The organism is Streptococcus ovuberis, from assembly GCF_012396585.1.
GTDB classification, from domain to species: domain Bacteria; phylum Bacillota; class Bacilli; order Lactobacillales; family Streptococcaceae; genus Streptococcus; species Streptococcus ovuberis.
Window position 1 is genome coordinate 144947 of record NZ_JAAXPR010000005.1, and the last position, 18176, is coordinate 163122.

The window sequence follows — 18176 nt, forward strand, 5'->3', positions numbered from 1 at the left end:
TTCAGGATAATTGTTGGCTCAGCTTAAAGGGCTAAAAAAGAAAAAAACTAGCTGGATCAGTCAGGCAGCTGATGGGACTAGGCTGAATCATTCATGGCTTCACAGGAGATCCATCAGCGACAAAATGGAGACGCCACAATCAATCCAAAGGAATCCTCGGTTCCTCATCGGTAGAGCATTAGAATAGCCATTTATAGTGGTGCAAGAAAACTATGAGATGAGTTAAACAGGGAGCGGGAAAGAACTCCAACAAACGAAAAAGCGTTCGTCTTCGCTTTTTTATTTCAAGGTTCAGACCTGAAACTGTCCACTGGACAGTTTTATTCCTACCTCCGCACAGTTGATTAGGTCAGCTTTGAAGCCTAAAAAGCGGACAAAACTACCAATCAGTAGTGGTTACTTGGTACTAAAGTTCCTTTTGACACTGACGTTGTCAGCTTTATTTCCAACTTCCAAATGTCCCCCGGACCTTTGGAACTACACAGGAGAAACGCTAAAACTGGCAAAGTCAGCATTGTTTCTCTCCAATTTCTAGGGGACAAGCTTGGACAGCCTAACCCCAGGCTGTCCAAGCTCCCAACCACTGCGTCAAGCTGTTTTTTCTACCATGGTTCCGATAGAGCTGACTTTTTGTCCAGCCTCAGGCAGAAGCAGTTGAGAGACGTATGCTCCAATCATCGATGCAATGCTTGCCTGATGGAGAGCAGTCTTGCGGAGGAGTCGGCTTCTCCTTTGGCAAGCAGCAGTTTTGCCAAGGCTTATCAAACAGCGCTGAGAATCGGTGCAGAAAACAGTTACAGAGATCTTTTTCTGTAATTTTCAGAATTTTATGGTAAAATAACAGTAGACCTATATTACTATAAGAATGAATGAGGATTTCCTATGCACTTTGAAGCGTTAAGTCACTGGTCCGGTCAGTTGGGACGGGAAATGGTTTTAAACCGATATGGCCATGCAGGGATGCCAGTTGTCGTTTTTCCGTCATCTGGTGGTAGTCACAATGAGTATGCTGATTTTGGTATGATTGAGGCTTGTCAGTCCTTTATTGAGGCAGGCAACATCCAGTTTTTTACCCTGAGTTCTATCGATAGTGAGAGCTGGTTGGCAAATCATAAGCCCGTTCACGATCGTGCCTTGGCCCATCAGGCCTATGATCGCTATGTGATCTTAGAAGCTATCCCTTTCATCAAGCATAAGACGGGATGGTTTGATTCCATGATGACCACGGGCTGTTCTATGGGAGCTTACCATGCGCTGAATTTCTTCCTCCAGCACCCAGATGTTTTCAGCAAGGTCATTGCTCTGTCTGGTGTCTATGACGCTCGTTTCTTCGGGGGTGATTTTGGAGATGATTTGGCAGTCTATTACAATTCTCCGGCGGACTATATTTGGCAGCAAAACGACGGCTGGTTTATTGACCGCTACCGCCGAGCGGATATTGTTGTCTGTACAGGGCTTGGTGCCTGGGAGCAGGATGGCTTGCCGTCTTACTATCAGTTGAAGGAGGCCTTTGCCCAGAAGCAGCTTCCTGCTTGGTTTGATGAATGGGGGACAGATGTTGCCCACGACTGGGAATGGTGGCGCGTGCAAATGCCTTATTTTCTGACAGCACTAGGATTTTAGGAGGTTTTTATGAATTATTTAGTCCTTTCGCCTTATTATCCTGAAAATTTTCAACAATTTTCTATTGAATTAGCCAAGAAAGGCATCACGGTTTTAGCCATTGGTCAAGAACCCTATGAACAACTAGGAGCAGATCTACAAGCAGCTTTGACAGAATATTTCCGAGTGGAAGATCTGGAAAATCTAGATGAAGTTAAGAGAGCAGCGGCCTTCCTCTTTTACAAGCATGGCCCCTTTGATCGGATCGAGTCCCAGAATGAGCATTGGCTAGAGCACGATGCAGCCTTGCGGGAGCAGTTTAATGTGTTTGGCATGGGCTACAAGCATTTGAAAAAGACCAAGTTCAAGTCTAAGATGAAGAAGTACTTCAAAAAGGCAGGAATCCCTGTTGTGCCTGGCAAGGTGGCAGAAGAGTTGAAGGATGTTGAAAAAATCGTCAAAAAAATAGGCCTCCCCTTGATTGCCAAGCCAGATAGTGGTGTCGGAGCTTCGGGTGTCTTTAAGTTGACGGATGAAGCTTCTGTCGAGGCTTTCAAGGAAGCCTGGGATGGGGAGACACCGTATTTTCTGGAAGCTTTCGTGGACAAGGCGGTTGTCTGCACTTATGACGGCCTAGTTGATCGCGACGGTAACATCATTTACGAGACTAGCTTGACCTATAACAACACCCCCTTTGACATGGTTCAACATCAGCTGGATATGGGCTACTATGCTGAGAAAGAGATTGATCCTGTCCTAAGAGATTACGGTCGGGCAGCGGTCAAGGCCTTTGGTATGAAGGAGCGCTTCTTCCATATCGAGTTTTTCCGCTACGAAGATGGTTCCTATGTGGCGATCGAGTACAATAACCGCGCTGCAGGTGGTTACACCGTTGATGTATATAACCATGGTCATCGGATTAACCTCTTCCACGATTATGCTGCCATGATAGCTGGCGAGACCTTTCCTGAGCGAGACTTCTCCCAGTATTCCTTTGTGGTGTCGCGACGCCATCAGACCAGTTACCGCTACAGCGATGAGGAGATCAAGGCCAAGTATGGTCAGTACCTGATTGACCAGAAGGATTTAAAAGGTGCCTTCTCGGAATTGCTGGGTGATGTCAATTATTTCTTTGTATTTGACGAGACAGAATTGATTGATGAGATTTATTCCTTTGTGACAGAAAATCAATAGAAAGAAGGAGACTGGGGGAAAACAGCTAGAGAGGCTGTCTTGCCCATACTCTTTGAAAATCAAAGATAGCCGTTGTAAACTTGCTTCGATGAACTCCAGTTCTATCATCAGCTTCGTTTCCTAAGCTAGATTGATTTTCTTTGAGTATCAGTCTCACTGTTTTTTATAGAGACCATCCAAGTAAAAGTGAATCTGATTGCGGAGAAAGGTTAACGATTTATTCTCAGTGATATCAATCACGCCAAATACCCGATAATGATTTTTAAAGAGCTCTTCATAATCGATATTTTGGCCAATAATAATGATAGTTGCTAGTTCTGAATAAGTTCGTATATCTCGTAAGTAACCGTTCATCTGGTCGGATGTTAAATATTTCGATTTTATGATAAAATAGGTGGTAGGAGTATAGGAATTATAAGGATAATAAGAGAAAGATAGTTTGATTTTTGAATAAATCTGATGACTGATTAAGTAACCTTTAATGATGATTGCGCTAAAAATACTTAATGGGGAATAAGGCAAGATGTTAATCATAGTATCCCTGTATCCGTTCTTTTTCGATTATTTAGGAATTTAATTATATCAGTTATTGTTGATTTAGTGAGTTTCATTTCCTGAACAGTCATTTAACTTTCCTAAATGGTAAAATATTACCATTCAAGACGTTTGGATGACCATTTGGGATTTGAAGGGAATATGATGTTGCTCCTATGCTATAGTGTTCATAGGAGGATATACCTATGAACTTTATGATTATCAAAGTCAAAGCTGAAACAAAGAAAGTGTTGCTGTCAGATATCCTATATATCAGATCACATCCATCCAAGCCACATTATATTCAAATTGTGACTGAGACAGAGACCCATGAGTGGTTACAAAAGCTACAAAACATAGAGGAAATGTATCCGGACTATTTTGTGAGATGTCATCGGTCTAGTCTGGTTAATTGTTCAAAAATTAAGGCTATAAATTCTCGGAAGAAGCTTATTTTTCTCGGAGAAAAAGGAGAGTATCACATTACTTTTTCCAGACGTCGTTATCAGGATATACTGCTTCAGTGGACTAACAGAGGAGAAATTTAGAATGAATATCTTTGTGTTAGAAGATGATTTTCAACAACAAACGAGAATCGAGAAGATTATTACTAAGCTTTTAGAGAAGCATCAAATAGTTCCGAAAAAATTTGAAATTTCAGGAAAACCGGATCAGTTACTTCAGCTAATCGAAGAAAAAGGAGTGCACCAGCTATTCTTTTTAGATATTGAAATTAGGGAAGAAGAGCTGAAAGGCCTTCAAGTCGCTCAGCAAATTAGAGAGTTTGATCCTTATGCTAGCATTGTTTTTGTGACAACTCACTCTGAGTTTATGCCCCTATCTTTCAGATATCAGGTATCTGCCCTAGATTACATTGATAAAGAGCTTGGAGCTACTGAATTTGAATCGCGGATAGACGCGGCTTTATGTCATGTTCATGGTAAGAAGCATAATGCAGTATCGGATGATTCATTTTATTTCAAGTCAAAACATGCTCAAGTACAATACCCATTCAATGAAGTGTACTATATTGAGACTTCTCCACGTCCTCATCGTGTTATCCTTTATACCAAAACAGACCGAATGGAATTTACAGCCAGTTTGTCTGATATTTTGAAACAAGATAAACGACTTTTACAATGCCATCGTTCATTTGCAATAAATCCAAGAAATGTTGTTAAAGTGGATAGATATGAAAAGCAGGTATATTTTCCTAATGGCTCTTCTTGTTTTATCTCGAGGCAAAAACTGGAATCAATCTTGGACGCTGTTGATAGGTTGCATTGATTAAGGAGATGGTATGTCAGTTATTGAGTATATTGTCGAGGTGCTGGTTTCATTTGTTTCGATTATCATTCTCTTTTTTAGTATTAACCGCCTAAAGTATTCCATCCGTTCAATCCTCTTGGTCATTCTGCTCAGAGTACCCGTTTCAGCCCTTTTCGCGACCTTAAATCAGTTATTTTCAAATCAATTTTTTTCTTATTTTGTTGAACCGTTGTATGGCCTATTATTAGCTATTGTGTTTTTAAGACCGCTGCCTAAAACCCTATTGATTTTCTATGGCTTGCTTCCCTTTGCCTTAGAAAATCTCTTTTATCGCATGGTGACCTATTTTATTTTACCTTTATTGGGTCAGTCTCCAGGAGTGATAGAAGACACACCAACCTTTGTTCTCGTTAATATCTTGTCTATATCGGCTGTTCTTTTCTTTTTGAAATGGCTAAAGTATGACTTTGTCAAGTTAAGAACGGACAATCTTGTAGCTGAAGATAAACGAATCCTCTATCTGGCTAACTGGGTAATGGTTGCCTACTACCTCTTGATGCAAACCTTAACTTATTTAGAACATGAAATAGGATTACCGACCATGGCTTATCGTCAATTGATCCTCGTACTCTATCTTGTGATTTTCATGGGAATCATCAAACAACTTGATTTCCATTTGCGAAAAAAGCTACAAGAACAGCTTGACTTTCAACAAGCCTTGCAGCTCAAAAGCTTGGAAGATTATAGTAATCAAGTTGAGGATCTTTATCGTGAAGTGAAAGGTTTTAGGCATGATTACGCTAATCTGATGACCACATTACGCTTGGCTATTGAAGATAATGACATTGAGCAAATAAGAGACATTTACCAAACAGTATTAAAAGATTCAAGTAAACAATTTCGAGCCAGTAAATATGATATCGGACGCTTGGTCAATATTGATAACTCCGCCTTGAAAAGTCTACTGGCCTCCAAGTTCTTACAGGCTAATGATAACAATGTATCAGTTAGCTTGGAGGTGCCAGAAGTGATTAAGCCACAAGGAGTGGAGCTGGTAGATTTTATCACCATCGTATCGATATTATGTGACAACGCCATAGACGCTGCCATAGACGCCGCCATACCAAAGGTAAGGATAGCTTTTTTGACGGTCAATAATAAGCAGATGTTTATTATCGAAAATACCACCAAGGAAGAAAGAGTTGACCTTTCAAAACTTTATGCCTTTGGTTATAGTTCCAAAGGTGAGGGCAGAGGTATTGGTTTATATAATGTCATGAAAATTCTAGAGCGGTATCCACACGTATCATTGAACACGACTAGTGTATCTTATCTGTTTTGTCAATCCCTAGAAATTGACTTGTCATCGAAATAAAAAAGTTGGACCATGGGATTTAATCCCTCGGTCCAGATTTTTTGATGTTAGCCCAGTTTATGTTTATTATTGCTGTCTATGGCTTGTTTTGGCCTAGGAAAAAGTTTCATCCAATCGCTCCACCAGTCTCCGCCAGAGATGCGGTGGAGTTCTGAAGAGCTTAGTTCTGAGAAATGCGTGAGTGATTTTGTTTGCTTGGTCATATGAGGACCTCCTTTATATAAGTTTTAATTTATTGTACGCAAAATATGGAGATTTTTGACATTCAAATCCTGAACAGTCATTTAACTTTCCTAAATGGTTAATCATGGTTGGATAAAATTTTATCCTTATAGTAATCAAAGTAAGTCTTCTTAGCAATGACACTCGTGACTCGACCCTGGAGACCGTACTGGATGACGTCACTATTCTTGTCGGATAATTGAGCTAATGCGGTAACTTTGAAAAGATTCCCTCCTTCGGTTTTAGTAGCAGTTTTATCGATAGACTGAATCTTTCCGATAATAGTTATGTTCTGATTACCAACCTTTGCCAAGCTCAGCCGTGCTTCTTGTTTTTCCTTGAGTAAGGCGACATGCTCTGAGGTCACATAGTAAGTGATGAGGGCTTCTTGGGTATGATGGAGATCGGGGTAAATTTGAGCGATTTCACTACCATTTGGAATCAGTGACTTACCTTCGAATTCACTATTGAGATGAATGACACCTGTGTCTGGGGCTATAATTGTATTGTTCTCTAGTCGGACGGAGGCTTGCTCTAGCTGTGCCGTTAGCTCTGTGATTTGTGTTTCAAGTGTGGTCAGCTGTTGAGAGGCCGTTTGTAAAAACTGTGTTCTTAGGACCTCAACCTTTGTTCCAAAACTGTTATCATAGGTCGCAACAGAACCAGTTCCAGCTCGTTGGATATTCAGACTAGCTATGGATGATTCTAGCCCTGAGATGCTTTGGTTGATTTGAGAAAGGTATTGATCAGTTAATCCTGTCTGGGAGTCTTGCTGGGATTGGGCTAAGAAATTGTTTAAGGTGGCTTGGTGTGGGTTTCCAGATGACAAACTCAAACTTTTATTGGTAATAGCTTGGCGAAGTTCCTCGTATTCTGAAATCTGGTGGTAGAGGTGATTGATTTGGCTGTCAATTGCAGCAATGGTATTACCTGTTAGGGCGGCTTGGTTACTTACCTCGGCATTGATTTTGGAAATCCCTAGTTCGATGTCCTGCGATTGGGTGATAAAGTTGTTAAAAGTATTGATATAGCCAAATTCATCTTCCTCTGTAAAGAGATTTGTTCCCTGAGACAGACTTGCTTTGAGGATTTCGAGTCCAGTTTTCTGTCTATTTAGAGTGGCTAACTGGGTTTCTAGGGCTTGCTTTTGAGAGCTTTCCATAGTTTCAGCGTACTGGATGATGAGCTCATCCTTTTTAACCAGCTGATTATTGGCTAGATTATTTATTGTGATAGGGTTATTGCTGGTGGATTGGATGGAAGCGATGATTGTCGTCGGAGTAATCTCACCTCTTGATGTAACGGTAACCTCCTTTTTGGCAAAAAGGGAGAAGGTTATAAGAAAACCGACTAATAATATCAAGGGGACAATTAAGAGTGTCGCAAAATTATGGTAGCGCCGCTGGTAAAATTCAGCACTTTTGAACAAATTAGGGTTCATGCTTAGTCTCCTTACTTGCTAAATAGATGATGGTAGAAACCTTGTTTGGTCATCAATTCGTGATGTGAACCAGTCTCAATGATCTTCCCTTGGTCAAGAACGATAACTTGGTTGGTTCGCTCAGAAATACTGAGGCGGTGTGCGACAAAGATAATGGTCTTGTTTGTCATGGCCATTAAATTATCAATGACCTTTTTCTCTGTTAGCACATCAAGGCCGCTAGTGGCTTCATCAAGAATAAGAACAGGAGCTTTAGTAAGGAGAGCCCTAGCCAAAGCAATCCGTTGTTTTTGCCCACCTGATAAGCCTGCCCCATCGGACAATTCTGTTTGATAACCCATGGGCATTTGTTCGATATCTTGGCGAATTTCTGCTATCTCACAAGCCCTGATAATATCTTCTTGGCTAATCATTTGATTAGCTCCCAAAGTTAGGTTTTCTAAGATCGAGCCACTAAAAATATAAGCTTGTTGGGGGAGGTAGTTGATGTGCTGTCGTAACGTCTTTTTATCAACCAGTTTAAGGTCATTGTTGTTAATGGTTATTCGTCCCTTATAAGGTTCAAAAAAGTTGACAATCATCTTGGCTAAGGTTGTTTTTCCTGAGCCGCTAATCCCCACTAGACTGACCTTATCGCCCTGTTTGATGGTCAGATTGATATCCGATAGGGTATCTCGCCCGAAACCGTACTTATAGGAAAGATCTTCAAGACGAATATCACCAGCTAGGAACTGTGAATCCGTTAAGGTCTGACTGTTTCTGAATTCAGATTCAACTAAGTAGACTTCATTCAGACGATTGTTGGCGACCTTGGCAGACTGGAGTTTGGTTTGGAGGTTGATAATATTTTCTAAAGGATTGGTAAAATAAGATAGAAGGGTGTTGAAGGTAATCAGTTGTCCAACAGAAATGTGTCCGTTCATGACTAGCTGAGCCCCAAACCACAAGATGACAATATTTAGAATGAGCTGAGCCCCCTGTTTAAGGGTGGTTTGAAGGATAGAGTATTTACTGAGTTTGAAGGATTTGTCCAGGTAATCTACGAATTCGCTATCAATCTTCTGGTAGCGGCTTTCTTCGCTGGTCAAGGATTTGATGGTTTCAATGCCGTTGATGTCTTCGATAATGGCAGAGCTGACCATGGAATTGCTCTGCATCACATCGTTATTCATCTTCTCAAATGGTTTCATAAAAGTAAAAATAATGATGATGTAAATGGGAACTGAAATCAGAGAGAGAAGGAAAAGGTTGGTATTTTGTACTAAAAGTACACCACCAACGATGGTTAAGATGGAAACATCAAGGAAAAGTGACAAAATGGTCGAAGCCAGAGCATCAATGATTGAATTAGCATCTGTAAAACGTGAGATAACTTCACCGGTTCTTCTTGTTGCAAAGAAGGACATCGGTAATTCAAAGATATGACGGATATAGGAAAGAATCACATCAATACTTAGCCGCTGGCTGAGTACGGTCAAGAGGTAATCCCGTGAGAAACTCATCATCTGCTGGAGGATGTAGGTGATGATGAGACCGATGGAGATAATACCTAAGGTTGACTTCATCTGATTAGGGATGTATTCATCCAAAATCCCTTGCAGGTAGTAAGAACCACCAATATTGATAAGCGTCACCAAAAGGCTAGCCAAGACGATATAAAAGATAAGAGAACGTTGCTTGAAAATCAAGGGGAGAAAACTCATCAGGCCGTTCTTTTTATCCTTGTGAGGTTTATAGCTGGGCTCTGGTGCGAGAAAGATAGCGACACCTGTCCACTCAGAATCAAACCGCTCCTTGGTCATCTTAGTGACTTTGACCGTAGGGTCAGGGTCACCAATGATGAGGTGGTCTTTTTTGTTATGATAGACCACATAGTAGTGTTGCAGTTTGCCTTCTTTATTGACGTGAGCGATGAAGGGATAGGGAACGTCATCCATATCAAAGAGGCTCATGTCAGCCTGAATGGCTCTGGTTTCAAAGCCCATCTCTTTGGCTGCTTTAACGATACCAAGAGCGGTTGTTCCCTCCTTATTGGTTTTGGCCAACTCTCTCAAATGAGCTAGGGAATAGTCAGAACCGTAAAACTTGGCAATAGAGGCTAAAGCAGCCACCCCACAGTCTCTGGCATCGATTTGAGGAACAAAAGTTCGTTTGTAAGCTGTCATTTGTCAAATCCTTTCTTGTTAGTGACAAGACTATTATGACAAAAAATTAAAGAAAAAAACGTCCAAATCTTAAATGGTCATCGAAACGTCCTGAATGGCAAAACACAGAAAAATCTTGGAGTTAAAAAGAACTCCTGAACGGTTCTATTATCGTCTTAAACGGTAAAATTTTACTGTTTAGGACGTTTCGATGACTGTTCAGGAAATGGGAGAACTATTTTTTGAAGAAGTGCTATACTAGACTTGTCCAGGTTGCAACCCGACAAAATATAAATCTATATCATAAAGGAGGTATTCATCATGAATACAAAAACAATGGAACGCTTTAATACGTTGAATGCAGAAACTCTCGCTACTGTTGAAGGAGGCTTCTGGGGATTATTCTTAGGTGGTGCAATTAGTGCATTTGATGGTGGGCCTACCCTTGAACAGTTAAATGGGAAAAAATTACCGACTCCAAGATCATGTTCACCTTATGGCACAGGTGGTACGCCAAATGCTTGCTGATTATGAAAGCTATCTATAAAAGGAAAGAGGTAGAAGTTTGGGAGATTTCACGCTCTTCTGAAATGCCTGATTGGGTCTTTATGGCTTTCAAGAAAAATATCTTCCAATGGGTTGACAATCGTCTGCGTATATTAATGCCAGCCTTATATCCTAGGTGGGCTAATAATAGTGAACACTACGGTTATAGCATATATACCTTTGGAAATATCGGAGATTATGTTGATTTAACCAATGGTAAAGTTGTTCCAAAATCTTATTTTAGAAAGCACTACCTTCCTATTGAAGATAAGTAATTGTTCATTAAATCTCTTTCATTTGTCACATGCTTTCAATGATTTTATCCTGTTGTTAATTTTTGAGAAATCCATTAAAATAATATCACATAAGGAGGCATTCATAAATTCAATGTTACTGTTTAGGATTTCGAGAAAAATTATAAATCCGAAGAGAGGTTATCGTACTGCCTTATATCTATTCGTCATAGCTGGTATTATATCATATATCATGAAGTATCAGAATTGGTTAGATTTCTTCCTATTAATGACTCCATTAATGTGTTTATTTCAATTCGAGGATAAGTGGAGCTAGAAAAAACGGTAGAACTTTTATGGACTTTCAAATAGAAAAATATAAGAATAGTTGCTATGAATTCTAGTCCAATAATTTTCTAAATCTAAGCAATAATAAATTTGATGAGTAAATATTTTTTATGGAGTAGTATTTATTAACTAAGTGATTGTATCACTTTTGATAATGTATCAGCCAAATAAGCTATTCTTTTATAGGGAAGCGCTTCTTATCATTTTTTTGAACATCTGATAGGAGGTGTTTTTCCTTTAATTAACTAAGCATTATTAGTAATTTATGTCAAAGTGTTTAGACTATTTTAGATGATAACATTTATCGAAAGAAAAATGAAATTTAACAACAATTAAGGCTACGAGAGAGTTAATTCGTATAGAGAAGAAAAACACAGCCATAATATGGCTAGTCCTACCATTCAGGAAGTTATGGCAATTTTTAAAGAATTTCTACGAAAAAATATTATTGAGACAGTTTTAGCTGTAGGGCGCTACATTGTTTTGCTATTCAATAGTGAAACAACTTCCCAGATAAAATTTTACCTAATCAATGTATTAGTATTTTACTTTTCATCTGGATTCCTTGTGTCTATTAACAAAAGCTTACAAAAAAAATAATTTGAAAGTTAATGAATGGCTTTAATCAATATGACTGATTAGTTATGCTTATTAACGATATAAATGAGGTAAAAAAATGAAATCACTAGTATCAAACATGCGTAGAAGCCATTGGGTCAGCGTCGCAATTGGTCTTCTTGTGTTTTTGACATGGGTATTTAGGGGGCTTATCGATAGAGATGTCTATCACCTTCTTATGGGGGTATTGACCCTAGGACATGTGGTGTTGTTTGGATTGGTTTATTACTTTGGACGTCACCATCAGCTCACTAATCATTGGCCAAAGCAACAGTTGCTATCGTTTAAAATCTTTGCCATAATAGGCATTGTTTTTACAGTAGCAGTTCTGATTTTTTCAAAGGACAGTTTGGGAACAGCCTCATTGATGGTTAATAATGTTTTGTTGGTAGCTTTTCCACAAACCAGTTTAGAAAAGAGTTAAGATGAAAGATTTCAGAGATTTTGTGTATCAGCCTGAAAATGACGCTTGGGACAAGTTATGCTCAGGGGGTTACAGTCTGAACACAGATAAGATGGCCAATGTTTTTATCTCAGTATTTACCATCCTTGAGCTTAGTGCCTTTTTCACGGATTCAATATTTTTAACGTGGTTGCTGCTAGACTATTGCCTTTTATCTATTGATCTGGGGTGCTTTGAGGTACTATGTCTTCAAACGATACCTCTATTGCCAGCAGATGAAGGAAATACCTTTCCAATTCCCTAGCCAAAATAATTATATAATTTTAAGAACAGTATCAAATAAGTATTTAGTGCATATTTTAAATGCAAAAGGATATACCATTTTTTCTGGACAGAAAGGAGTTTTATGAGAAAAATTCTTTATTTTCCCAATTCAAAAATACTAGATAGACTTACCCCTAAAATATTAAAAATAGGTACAGTTAAAGTTCTTTCTATGATATTTTCATCGTCTTTTATTTTAACTGTTTTGTTTTATAATTTTTCATATTTATTAGCTTTCTTGTCAATAATAGGTGGATCTGTCTATGTACTGATAGCAACTTTTCTAAATATGTATTTATCAAAAAGGCTACTTTATAAGTATGAAAATCATTAAAAGCACAATTACTCAATGTTAAAATAGAATAAAAACTAGTTAGAATTCATGTCCATTGGGAAAATTAAATGACTGTTCAGGAAATGAAGATAGTTTTTATAAACAAAATGGTATACTGAGGTTGTCAAGTAGCAACATGATAAAATAAATGACATAGGAGTTATTCAATATGAAATCAATTAAACAATTTAGTACGCTTAATGGGGGCTGTCTTTCTAAAGTTGAAGGGGGTAAGATAAACTCTTATGGTAATGGTTTGTACTATGATAATAAGAAAGAGGGATGGTAAACTTGTCAGAGACTTTTACTTTTAGAGCAAATAGTTCAGTAATGAACTTATTAACAGGAGGGAAAGCCGGCTGGAATTCTGGGGGATCGTGGCCAGTATAATGAATAGATTAAAATGGTTCTCAGGAGGAACAGAAAGAAGAGATGAAGCTATTAGCATATTAGAACTACTCATCCAAGATTTAAAGGATGAGAATCATCTTGACTCGTTATATTCCTTACTGATTTCTTATTACAATGAGTTGAAGAATGGTGCAGGTTCGGTTCCATATATTCTTAGTCGTCTTAATATTGAAATGTCTCATGTATTAATTGAGTAAGGTCTTCATTTGTCAGAGGAACAATCTAATAAAATAGCGAAACTAAGAAAATTATCTAATATAAGGTATGGTTATTGAAATTGTATCAAAGAAATTTGAGCTAAAGAATAAAGACACAGGTCTTCTCACTTTACAGTATAGTCCAAAATAAGGAGCACAACACTTTATACAGTGTCGTGTCTTGAGTGAAATGAAAGGAAGGAATTAGAATGATGAACCTTAAAATTTCTCGGTATCAGAAATTTCAATTATATCGTTTGCTGTTAGGTCAGATACCTGCTATAGCGATATTATTTATGATTTTTTCTGGTGAATTTTTAAAGCTATCGTTGATTTCAAAAGTAATTTTTTGTATTTTCTTTATAGCAAATATTATTACTAATATTTTCTTTATAAGAGAAATGAAAAATATTAAAGTAAGCAATGAAGGTAATCATACTATTTCAAACCCTAGAAACATTCAAGTCATTTATATTTTTGGAACCTTCATTTTGCTTTTGATATGTATTTTTCGTTATTTCAGTGTGATAGATAATTTTCAAAAAATAATTGCTCTAGTATGCTCAATAATTAGCTTTATGTTACTTGTTCTACTTATCTGGGGTTTAAAATATTATAAAAAGTAACTATTGATTCCATTATGTTATCAATTTACATTTATCAAAAAGAAAAGTTAACGCCATTCGTTAGCTTTTTTGTTGTGATAGACCACATAGTAGTGTTGCAGTTTTTCTTCTTTGATTGACATGTACGATAAAGGGATAGGGAATGTCATCCATATCAAATAGGCTCATGTCCGCCTGGATGGCTCTGGTTTCAAAGCCCATCTCTTTGGCTGCTTTAACGATACCAAGAGCGGTCGTTCCTTCCTTATTGGTTTTGGCCAATTCTCTCAAATGGACTAGGGAATAATCAGAGCCATAAAACTTGGCAATAGAGGCTAAAGCAGCCACACCACAGTCTCTGGCATCGATTTGAGGAACAAAAGTTCGTCTGTAAGCTGTCATTTGTCAAATCCTTTCTTGTTGGTGACAAGACTATTATGACAAAAATTTAAAGAAAAAAACGTCTAAATCTTAAATGGTCATCGAAACGTCCTGAATGGCAAAGCACAGAAAAATCTTGGAGTTAAAAAGAACTCCTGAACGGTTCTATTATCGTCTTAAACGGTAAAATGTTACTGTTTAGGACGTTTCGATGACTGTTCAGGAAATGGGAGAACTATTTTTTGAAGAAGTGCTATACTAAGAGTGTTGGGTTGCAACCCGACAAAATATAAATCTATATCATAAAGGAGGTATTCATCATGAATACAACAACAATGGAACAATTCAATGTTCTTAATGCTGATGCTCTTGCGACTGTTGAAGGGGGAAGTAAAGGTGACTGTAAATTTGTCATGGCAGGAGCTAATGGATACTCTTGTCGCTATCCAGATGGGAAATGGGCCTATATTGTAACTAAAAGTCCTTTTGAAGCAACTGTTGATGTAATGGTTAATGGCTGGGTTTCTTCTCTAGCTGGAGGGTACTTCCATCCAGGGTATCGTGGGTAGAGATTATGGAGGAACTGCTAATAGAGTCACTCTATAATCTAATTTTAGAGAAAGATATTACCGACGATGAGCGGTTAATTCTTATACGTTTTAAAAATTTAATAAAAGACGATACCAATCAAGGACGTATTATCATTGATTTGTCAGAAAATATCCGATTACTTTCAGTGGAAAATATTTCTAAAGGTAAAACATTAAGTCCCAAAATTGCTGAATTTTATAAAAAAATTTCTAAATATAGCGAACAGAAAAAAAATATTGCCCGAGGGATTGTTTCACTTGGGGTAATTAGATAGTTTTGTTGTTTCACCTTGACTAAATTTTGGCACCAGTTTTGTTAGTTGGTGCTCTTTTTGTCCTTCGAAAACCACTAGCTATGCTAGTGGTTCCGTAGAGCTTTCAGCGTGGTATTAAAAAATGCCTTACAAGAAGATAAGATAGAACTGGTTTCCCCACCACTTTATCATATCATTAAGGAGGCCCTCATGAGAGAGGAAAATAGAAGTCTATCACATACAACATGGAATTGTAACTATCATTTAGTTTTCGCTCCCAAATATCGTCGTCAAATCATTTATGGTCGCCATAAAGCTAGTATCTGTAAGATTATTCGAGACCTGTGCGACCGCAAAGGCGTTCACATTCACGAGGCTAATGCTTGCTCGGACCACATTCACATGCTTGTGAGTATTCCCCCGAAAATAAGTGTTTCAAGTTTTATGGGGTATTTGAAAGGTAAGAGCAGTCTGATGATTTTTGATAAACATGCCAACTTAAAATATAAGTATGGCAACAGGAAGTTTTGGTGTCGTGGTTATTATGTTGACACAGTTGGTCGCAAACAGAAAGCCATCAGTGAGTACATCAGAAATCAATTGCGAGAGGACCAGTTGGCAGATCAACTGACTTTATTTGAGGCAGTTGATCCGTTTACTGGAGAGGTCAATAAGAAGAGGTAACGAGGTGCTTTAGCACCAGCCCGAGAAAGTGGTGCGAGAGGAGACCGATTCGGTGGGCCTTTGGCCCTGGCCGGAACAATCGGCTTACAGCCGCAGAACAAACCACCAGTTCACACTGGTGGTCTTGTTTAAGTCCGTCACGCTCCGAAGGTGCGTGACCAATAAACCACCCGCTATGCGGGTGCGCATCGCAGGTTATACCAAAAAACTCCAAACGCGATACAATAAAGGTGTTCAAGCCTATTGTAGAGCGAAAGGAGGAGAAAAATTATCCAGTGGATGATTTTTGCCGAAACCTAAAAATAAAAAAGTTGAGGGGCTCAAAAAGCACATAGTTTATCACACACAAAGTGGGCTTGAGATATAATAGGGATACAGAGAAAAAAGCTTGATAATTCGGGTTTTTCAGCACTGTATCCCTATTTTAAGAATCATAGAAATATAATAAGATATTGTAAAAGGAGGCTTCTATGAGAGCGAAAAATATTTCAAGTCAATGTATAACTCCTTCTGCTTACAAAGAAGGTGAGAATAAATGAGGTGGGTAATAAAAATTCCTTTAGGGATAATGGTAAGTAATACCAACACCTCTTTGAGAGGTTTGTGACGAGTCAAAAGCAGTTAGGCTTGAACAACGTGAAAGCCAGCGTCTTTAGGCGCTGGCTGGTATCGTGGGCTTATAGCCCTTGTTCAAACCACCCGTTTGACGGGTGGTCATGATTATGTCTCATTTTGTGGGGGCAGGACCCTCAGATGTTTCTTTTATATTTTGCAATATTTCACATTGCTATCGGTGTATTTGCTCCGATCATGGAAGAGCTAGTTTTTAGAGGATTCTTTAGTCAATATTTCTTTAAAAAGCAACAGAAATGGTTAAAATTATTAGTCAGTTCATCAATTTTTGCTTTGTTACATATCATGCGTCCAGTTGAATTTGTCGTTTATTTCGGACTAGGGGCTATTTTCTATCTGGCATATGCCCGACGTAATAATATTGTTGATTCGATTATTGTTCATCTTCTTAATAATGGGCTACTAGTTATTGTATCTGTTGTTAATTATCTCATTTTAATTTTGACTTAATATGAAAAAAACAGACAGTTGAAAGCTTGCTTCATCCTCAAAACGAATTTGAATAGTAGTTAAATCGTCTTAAACGGTAAAATGTTACTGTTTAGGACGTTTCGATGACTGTTCAGGAAATGGGAGAACTATTTTTTGAAGAAGTGCTATACTAAGAGTGTTGGGTTGCAACCCGACAAAATATAAATCTATATCATAAAGGAGGTATTCATCATGAATACAACAACAATGGAACAATTCAATGTTCTTAATGCTGATGCTCTGGCTACTGTTGAGGGGGAACTGATTGGGGAGCAGTAGGAAAAGGAAGTATTTATGGAGCAGCTATTGGTGTTAGCATGTGTGCGGCAGGTGGAGCTACATGGGCTATGACTTCTGCTTGTGCTTAGGCTGGCGCTAAACTTGGGGGTGCCTTCACTGCAATTGCTGATAATATTTGGCCTTAAAAGGAGATGAAATTGATGTTGAAATACAATATTATAACTGATCAGGAACTAAGTAATTTCTGGAGGCGGATTAGGAGCAGATGTGGCTGTAGGTACTCTATCAGGAGCATTTCAGGCTGGACAAACTTGTATTGCTGGTGGTCCTCAAGCTTATTTTATTTGTGCACTAGGTGGAGCTGTAGTAGGTGGCTATTTAAGTTATCAATTAAGACCACCAAAATAATTTAATATAAAAGGAGTAGTTTATATGTTAAATGATGCTATAATTCAACTCATTCTATGTACTTTTTGTTGTGTATACATTGTTGTTAACACTGGAGCTGACAAAAATCCGAAGAGAGGTTATCGTACTGCCTTATATCTATTCGTCATAGCTGGTATTATATCATATATCATGAAGTATCAGAATTGGTTAGATTTCTTCCTATTAATGACTCCATTAATGTGTTTATTTCAATTCGAGGATAAGTGGAGCTAGAAAAAACGGTAGAACTTTTATGGACTTTCAAATAGAAAAATATAAGAATAGTTGCTATGAATTCTAGTCCAATAATTTTCTAAATCTAAGCAATAATAAATTTGATGAGTAAATATTTTTTATGGAGTAATATTATTAACTGAGTGATTGTATCACTTTTGATAATGTATCAGCCAAATAAGCTATTCTTTTATAGGAAAGCGCTTCTTATCATTTTTTTGAACATCTGAATTGAGAAAACCTCCAAGCTGAACTGCACCCCAAAAGTTAGACACAAAATCTAACAATTGGGGTGCTTTTTGTATGAAATTAAGTTATGAAGATAAATTAACAATTTATCATTTGAAAAAACAAGGGATGACATGGACAAAGATTGGAAAACTATATGATGTTAATATCTCTAATATAAAATATATGGTTAGACTCATGGATCGATATGGCGTAGAGATTGTTAAGAAAA

The 18176-nt window shown here is 38.0% G+C and carries 20 protein-coding genes and 1 pseudogene; 16 read left to right on the plus strand and 5 right to left on the minus strand.

Going from position 1 to position 18176, the window contains the following annotated elements; genetic code table 11:
* Positions 1–882 precede the first annotated feature (882 nt).
* Both HF992_RS04585 and HF992_RS04590 read left to right on the plus strand, forming a co-directional pair.
* Positions 883–1623 carry an esterase family protein gene (locus HF992_RS04585; RefSeq protein ID WP_168548881.1) on the plus strand — a complete coding sequence of 247 codons (741 nt, stop codon included), beginning with the start codon at positions 883–885 and terminating at the stop codon, positions 1621–1623.
* A gap of 9 nt (positions 1624–1632) precedes the next feature.
* Positions 1633–2796: an ATP-grasp domain-containing protein gene (locus tag HF992_RS04590; RefSeq protein WP_168548882.1), complete on the plus strand. Its 1164-nt coding sequence runs from the start codon at positions 1633–1635 to the stop codon at positions 2794–2796.
* A gap of 153 nt (positions 2797–2949) precedes the next feature.
* On the opposite strand, the gene HF992_RS11950 is transcribed toward HF992_RS04590, so the two are convergent.
* Positions 2950–3330, minus strand: coding sequence for a hypothetical protein (locus HF992_RS11950; protein WP_246201232.1), 381 nt, complete (start codon positions 3328–3330; stop codon positions 2950–2952).
* Positions 3331–3545: 215 nt separating this feature from the next.
* Here HF992_RS11950 and HF992_RS12355 point away from each other — a divergent pair, with 215 nt between their 5' ends.
* The 3 genes from HF992_RS12355 to HF992_RS04610 are packed head-to-tail and all read left to right on the plus strand — an operon-like array spanning position 3546 to position 5974.
* Positions 3546–3878: a LytR/AlgR family response regulator transcription factor gene (locus HF992_RS12355; protein WP_425505590.1), complete on the plus strand. Its 333-nt coding sequence runs from the start codon at positions 3546–3548 to the stop codon at positions 3876–3878.
* 1 nt (position 3879) lies between these two features.
* The gene (locus HF992_RS04605) at positions 3880–4617 is read left to right on the plus strand and encodes a response regulator transcription factor (protein ID WP_168548884.1); all 738 of its coding nucleotides are present in this window, start codon (positions 3880–3882) and stop codon (positions 4615–4617) included.
* A 13-nt stretch (positions 4618–4630) separates the two neighbouring features.
* Positions 4631–5974, plus strand: a complete 1344-nt coding sequence (locus tag HF992_RS04610; RefSeq protein WP_168548885.1) for a GHKL domain-containing protein — start codon at positions 4631–4633, stop codon at positions 5972–5974.
* 47 nt (positions 5975–6021) lie between these two features.
* Here HF992_RS04610 and HF992_RS04615 read toward each other — a convergent pair whose 3' ends face one another.
* The 3 genes from HF992_RS04615 to HF992_RS04625 all read right to left on the minus strand — a co-directional run bounded on the left by HF992_RS04615 (position 6022) and on the right by HF992_RS04625 (position 9802).
* Positions 6022–6177: a ComC/BlpC family leader-containing pheromone/bacteriocin gene (locus HF992_RS04615; RefSeq protein ID WP_168548886.1), complete on the minus strand. Its 156-nt coding sequence runs from the start codon at positions 6175–6177 to the stop codon at positions 6022–6024.
* Positions 6178–6275: 98 nt separating this feature from the next.
* Complete coding sequence (locus HF992_RS04620) at positions 6276–7637, minus strand: bacteriocin secretion accessory protein (protein WP_168548887.1); 1362 nt, start codon at positions 7635–7637, stop codon at positions 6276–6278.
* 11 nt (positions 7638–7648) lie between these two features.
* Entirely contained in the window at positions 7649–9802 is a 2154-nt protein-coding gene (locus HF992_RS04625; RefSeq protein ID WP_168548888.1) for a peptide cleavage/export ABC transporter, read from the minus strand.
* 300 nt (positions 9803–10102) lie between these two features.
* Between HF992_RS04625 and HF992_RS04630 the strand changes: the two genes are divergently transcribed.
* The 6 genes from HF992_RS04630 (at position 10103) to HF992_RS04660 (ending at position 13821) form a co-directional block, all read left to right on the plus strand.
* Positions 10103–10309 carry a Blp family class II bacteriocin gene (locus HF992_RS04630; RefSeq protein ID WP_168548889.1) on the plus strand — a complete coding sequence of 69 codons (207 nt, stop codon included), beginning with the start codon at positions 10103–10105 and terminating at the stop codon, positions 10307–10309.
* A 2-nt stretch (positions 10310–10311) separates the two neighbouring features.
* Positions 10312–10602 carry a hypothetical protein gene (locus HF992_RS04635; protein WP_168548904.1) on the plus strand — a complete coding sequence of 97 codons (291 nt, stop codon included), beginning with the start codon at positions 10312–10314 and terminating at the stop codon, positions 10600–10602.
* Positions 10603–11584: 982 nt separating this feature from the next.
* On the plus strand, positions 11585–11950 hold the full coding sequence (locus HF992_RS04640) for a hypothetical protein (RefSeq protein WP_168548890.1): 366 nt from the start codon (positions 11585–11587) through the stop codon (positions 11948–11950).
* A gap of 1 nt (position 11951) precedes the next feature.
* Positions 11952–12233, plus strand: a complete 282-nt coding sequence (locus HF992_RS04645; RefSeq protein ID WP_168548891.1) for a hypothetical protein — start codon at positions 11952–11954, stop codon at positions 12231–12233.
* A 743-nt stretch (positions 12234–12976) separates the two neighbouring features.
* Entirely contained in the window at positions 12977–13195 is a 219-nt protein-coding gene (locus tag HF992_RS04655) for a bacteriocin immunity protein (protein WP_246201233.1), read from the plus strand.
* Between the two features lie 209 nt (positions 13196–13404).
* Complete coding sequence (locus HF992_RS04660) at positions 13405–13821, plus strand: hypothetical protein (protein ID WP_168548892.1); 417 nt, start codon at positions 13405–13407, stop codon at positions 13819–13821.
* A 65-nt stretch (positions 13822–13886) separates the two neighbouring features.
* Here the strand turns inward: HF992_RS04660 and HF992_RS04665 are convergent.
* Positions 13887–14202: pseudogene (locus HF992_RS04665) on the minus strand (cysteine peptidase family C39 domain-containing protein); the annotation flags it as partial.
* Between the two features lie 299 nt (positions 14203–14501).
* Here HF992_RS04665 and HF992_RS04670 point away from each other — a divergent pair.
* The 5 genes from HF992_RS04670 to HF992_RS04690 all read left to right on the plus strand — a co-directional run bounded on the left by HF992_RS04670 (position 14502) and on the right by HF992_RS04690 (position 17461).
* The gene (locus tag HF992_RS04670; RefSeq protein ID WP_168548893.1) at positions 14502–14750 is read left to right on the plus strand and encodes a garvicin Q family class II bacteriocin; all 249 of its coding nucleotides are present in this window, start codon (positions 14502–14504) and stop codon (positions 14748–14750) included.
* A 5-nt stretch (positions 14751–14755) separates the two neighbouring features.
* Entirely contained in the window at positions 14756–15046 is a 291-nt protein-coding gene (locus HF992_RS04675; RefSeq protein WP_168548894.1) for a bacteriocin immunity family protein, read from the plus strand.
* Between the two features lie 189 nt (positions 15047–15235).
* Positions 15236–15709, plus strand: coding sequence for an IS200/IS605 family transposase (tnpA, locus tag HF992_RS04680; protein ID WP_168548895.1), 474 nt, complete (start codon positions 15236–15238; stop codon positions 15707–15709).
* Positions 15710–16462: 753 nt separating this feature from the next.
* A complete protein-coding gene (locus HF992_RS04685) occupies positions 16463–16792 on the plus strand; it encodes a CPBP family intramembrane glutamic endopeptidase (protein ID WP_168548896.1) in 330 nt (109 codons plus the stop codon).
* 528 nt (positions 16793–17320) lie between these two features.
* Positions 17321–17461 carry a bacteriocin gene (locus HF992_RS04690; RefSeq protein ID WP_246201234.1) on the plus strand — a complete coding sequence of 47 codons (141 nt, stop codon included), beginning with the start codon at positions 17321–17323 and terminating at the stop codon, positions 17459–17461.
* The last annotated feature ends 715 nt before the right edge of the window (positions 17462–18176 follow it).

Coding starts and splice junctions, on each gene's coding strand:
- HF992_RS04585 (WP_168548881.1), top strand. CDS start 883: ATGCACTTTGAAGCGTTAAGTCACTGGTCCGGTCAGTTGGGACGGGAA.
- HF992_RS04590 (WP_168548882.1), top strand. CDS start 1,633: ATGAATTATTTAGTCCTTTCGCCTTATTATCCTGAAAATTTTCAACAA.
- HF992_RS11950 (WP_246201232.1), bottom strand. CDS start 3,330: ATGATTAACATCTTGCCTTATTCCCCATTAAGTATTTTTAGCGCAATC.
- HF992_RS12355 (WP_425505590.1), top strand. CDS start 3,546: ATGATTATCAAAGTCAAAGCTGAAACAAAGAAAGTGTTGCTGTCAGAT.
- HF992_RS04605 (WP_168548884.1), top strand. CDS start 3,880: ATGAATATCTTTGTGTTAGAAGATGATTTTCAACAACAAACGAGAATC.
- HF992_RS04610 (WP_168548885.1), top strand. CDS start 4,631: ATGTCAGTTATTGAGTATATTGTCGAGGTGCTGGTTTCATTTGTTTCG.
- HF992_RS04615 (WP_168548886.1), bottom strand. CDS start 6,177: ATGACCAAGCAAACAAAATCACTCACGCATTTCTCAGAACTAAGCTCT.
- HF992_RS04620 (WP_168548887.1), bottom strand. CDS start 7,637: ATGAACCCTAATTTGTTCAAAAGTGCTGAATTTTACCAGCGGCGCTAC.
- HF992_RS04625 (WP_168548888.1), bottom strand. CDS start 9,802: ATGACAGCTTACAAACGAACTTTTGTTCCTCAAATCGATGCCAGAGAC.
- HF992_RS04630 (WP_168548889.1), top strand. CDS start 10,103: ATGAATACAAAAACAATGGAACGCTTTAATACGTTGAATGCAGAAACT.
- HF992_RS04635 (WP_168548904.1), top strand. CDS start 10,312: ATGAAAGCTATCTATAAAAGGAAAGAGGTAGAAGTTTGGGAGATTTCA.
- HF992_RS04640 (WP_168548890.1), top strand. CDS start 11,585: ATGAAATCACTAGTATCAAACATGCGTAGAAGCCATTGGGTCAGCGTC.
- HF992_RS04645 (WP_168548891.1), top strand. CDS start 11,952: ATGAAAGATTTCAGAGATTTTGTGTATCAGCCTGAAAATGACGCTTGG.
- HF992_RS04655 (WP_246201233.1), top strand. CDS start 12,977: ATGAATAGATTAAAATGGTTCTCAGGAGGAACAGAAAGAAGAGATGAA.
- HF992_RS04660 (WP_168548892.1), top strand. CDS start 13,405: ATGATGAACCTTAAAATTTCTCGGTATCAGAAATTTCAATTATATCGT.
- HF992_RS04670 (WP_168548893.1), top strand. CDS start 14,502: ATGAATACAACAACAATGGAACAATTCAATGTTCTTAATGCTGATGCT.
- HF992_RS04675 (WP_168548894.1), top strand. CDS start 14,756: ATGGAGGAACTGCTAATAGAGTCACTCTATAATCTAATTTTAGAGAAA.
- tnpA (WP_168548895.1), top strand. CDS start 15,236: ATGAGAGAGGAAAATAGAAGTCTATCACATACAACATGGAATTGTAAC.
- HF992_RS04685 (WP_168548896.1), top strand. CDS start 16,463: ATGTTTCTTTTATATTTTGCAATATTTCACATTGCTATCGGTGTATTT.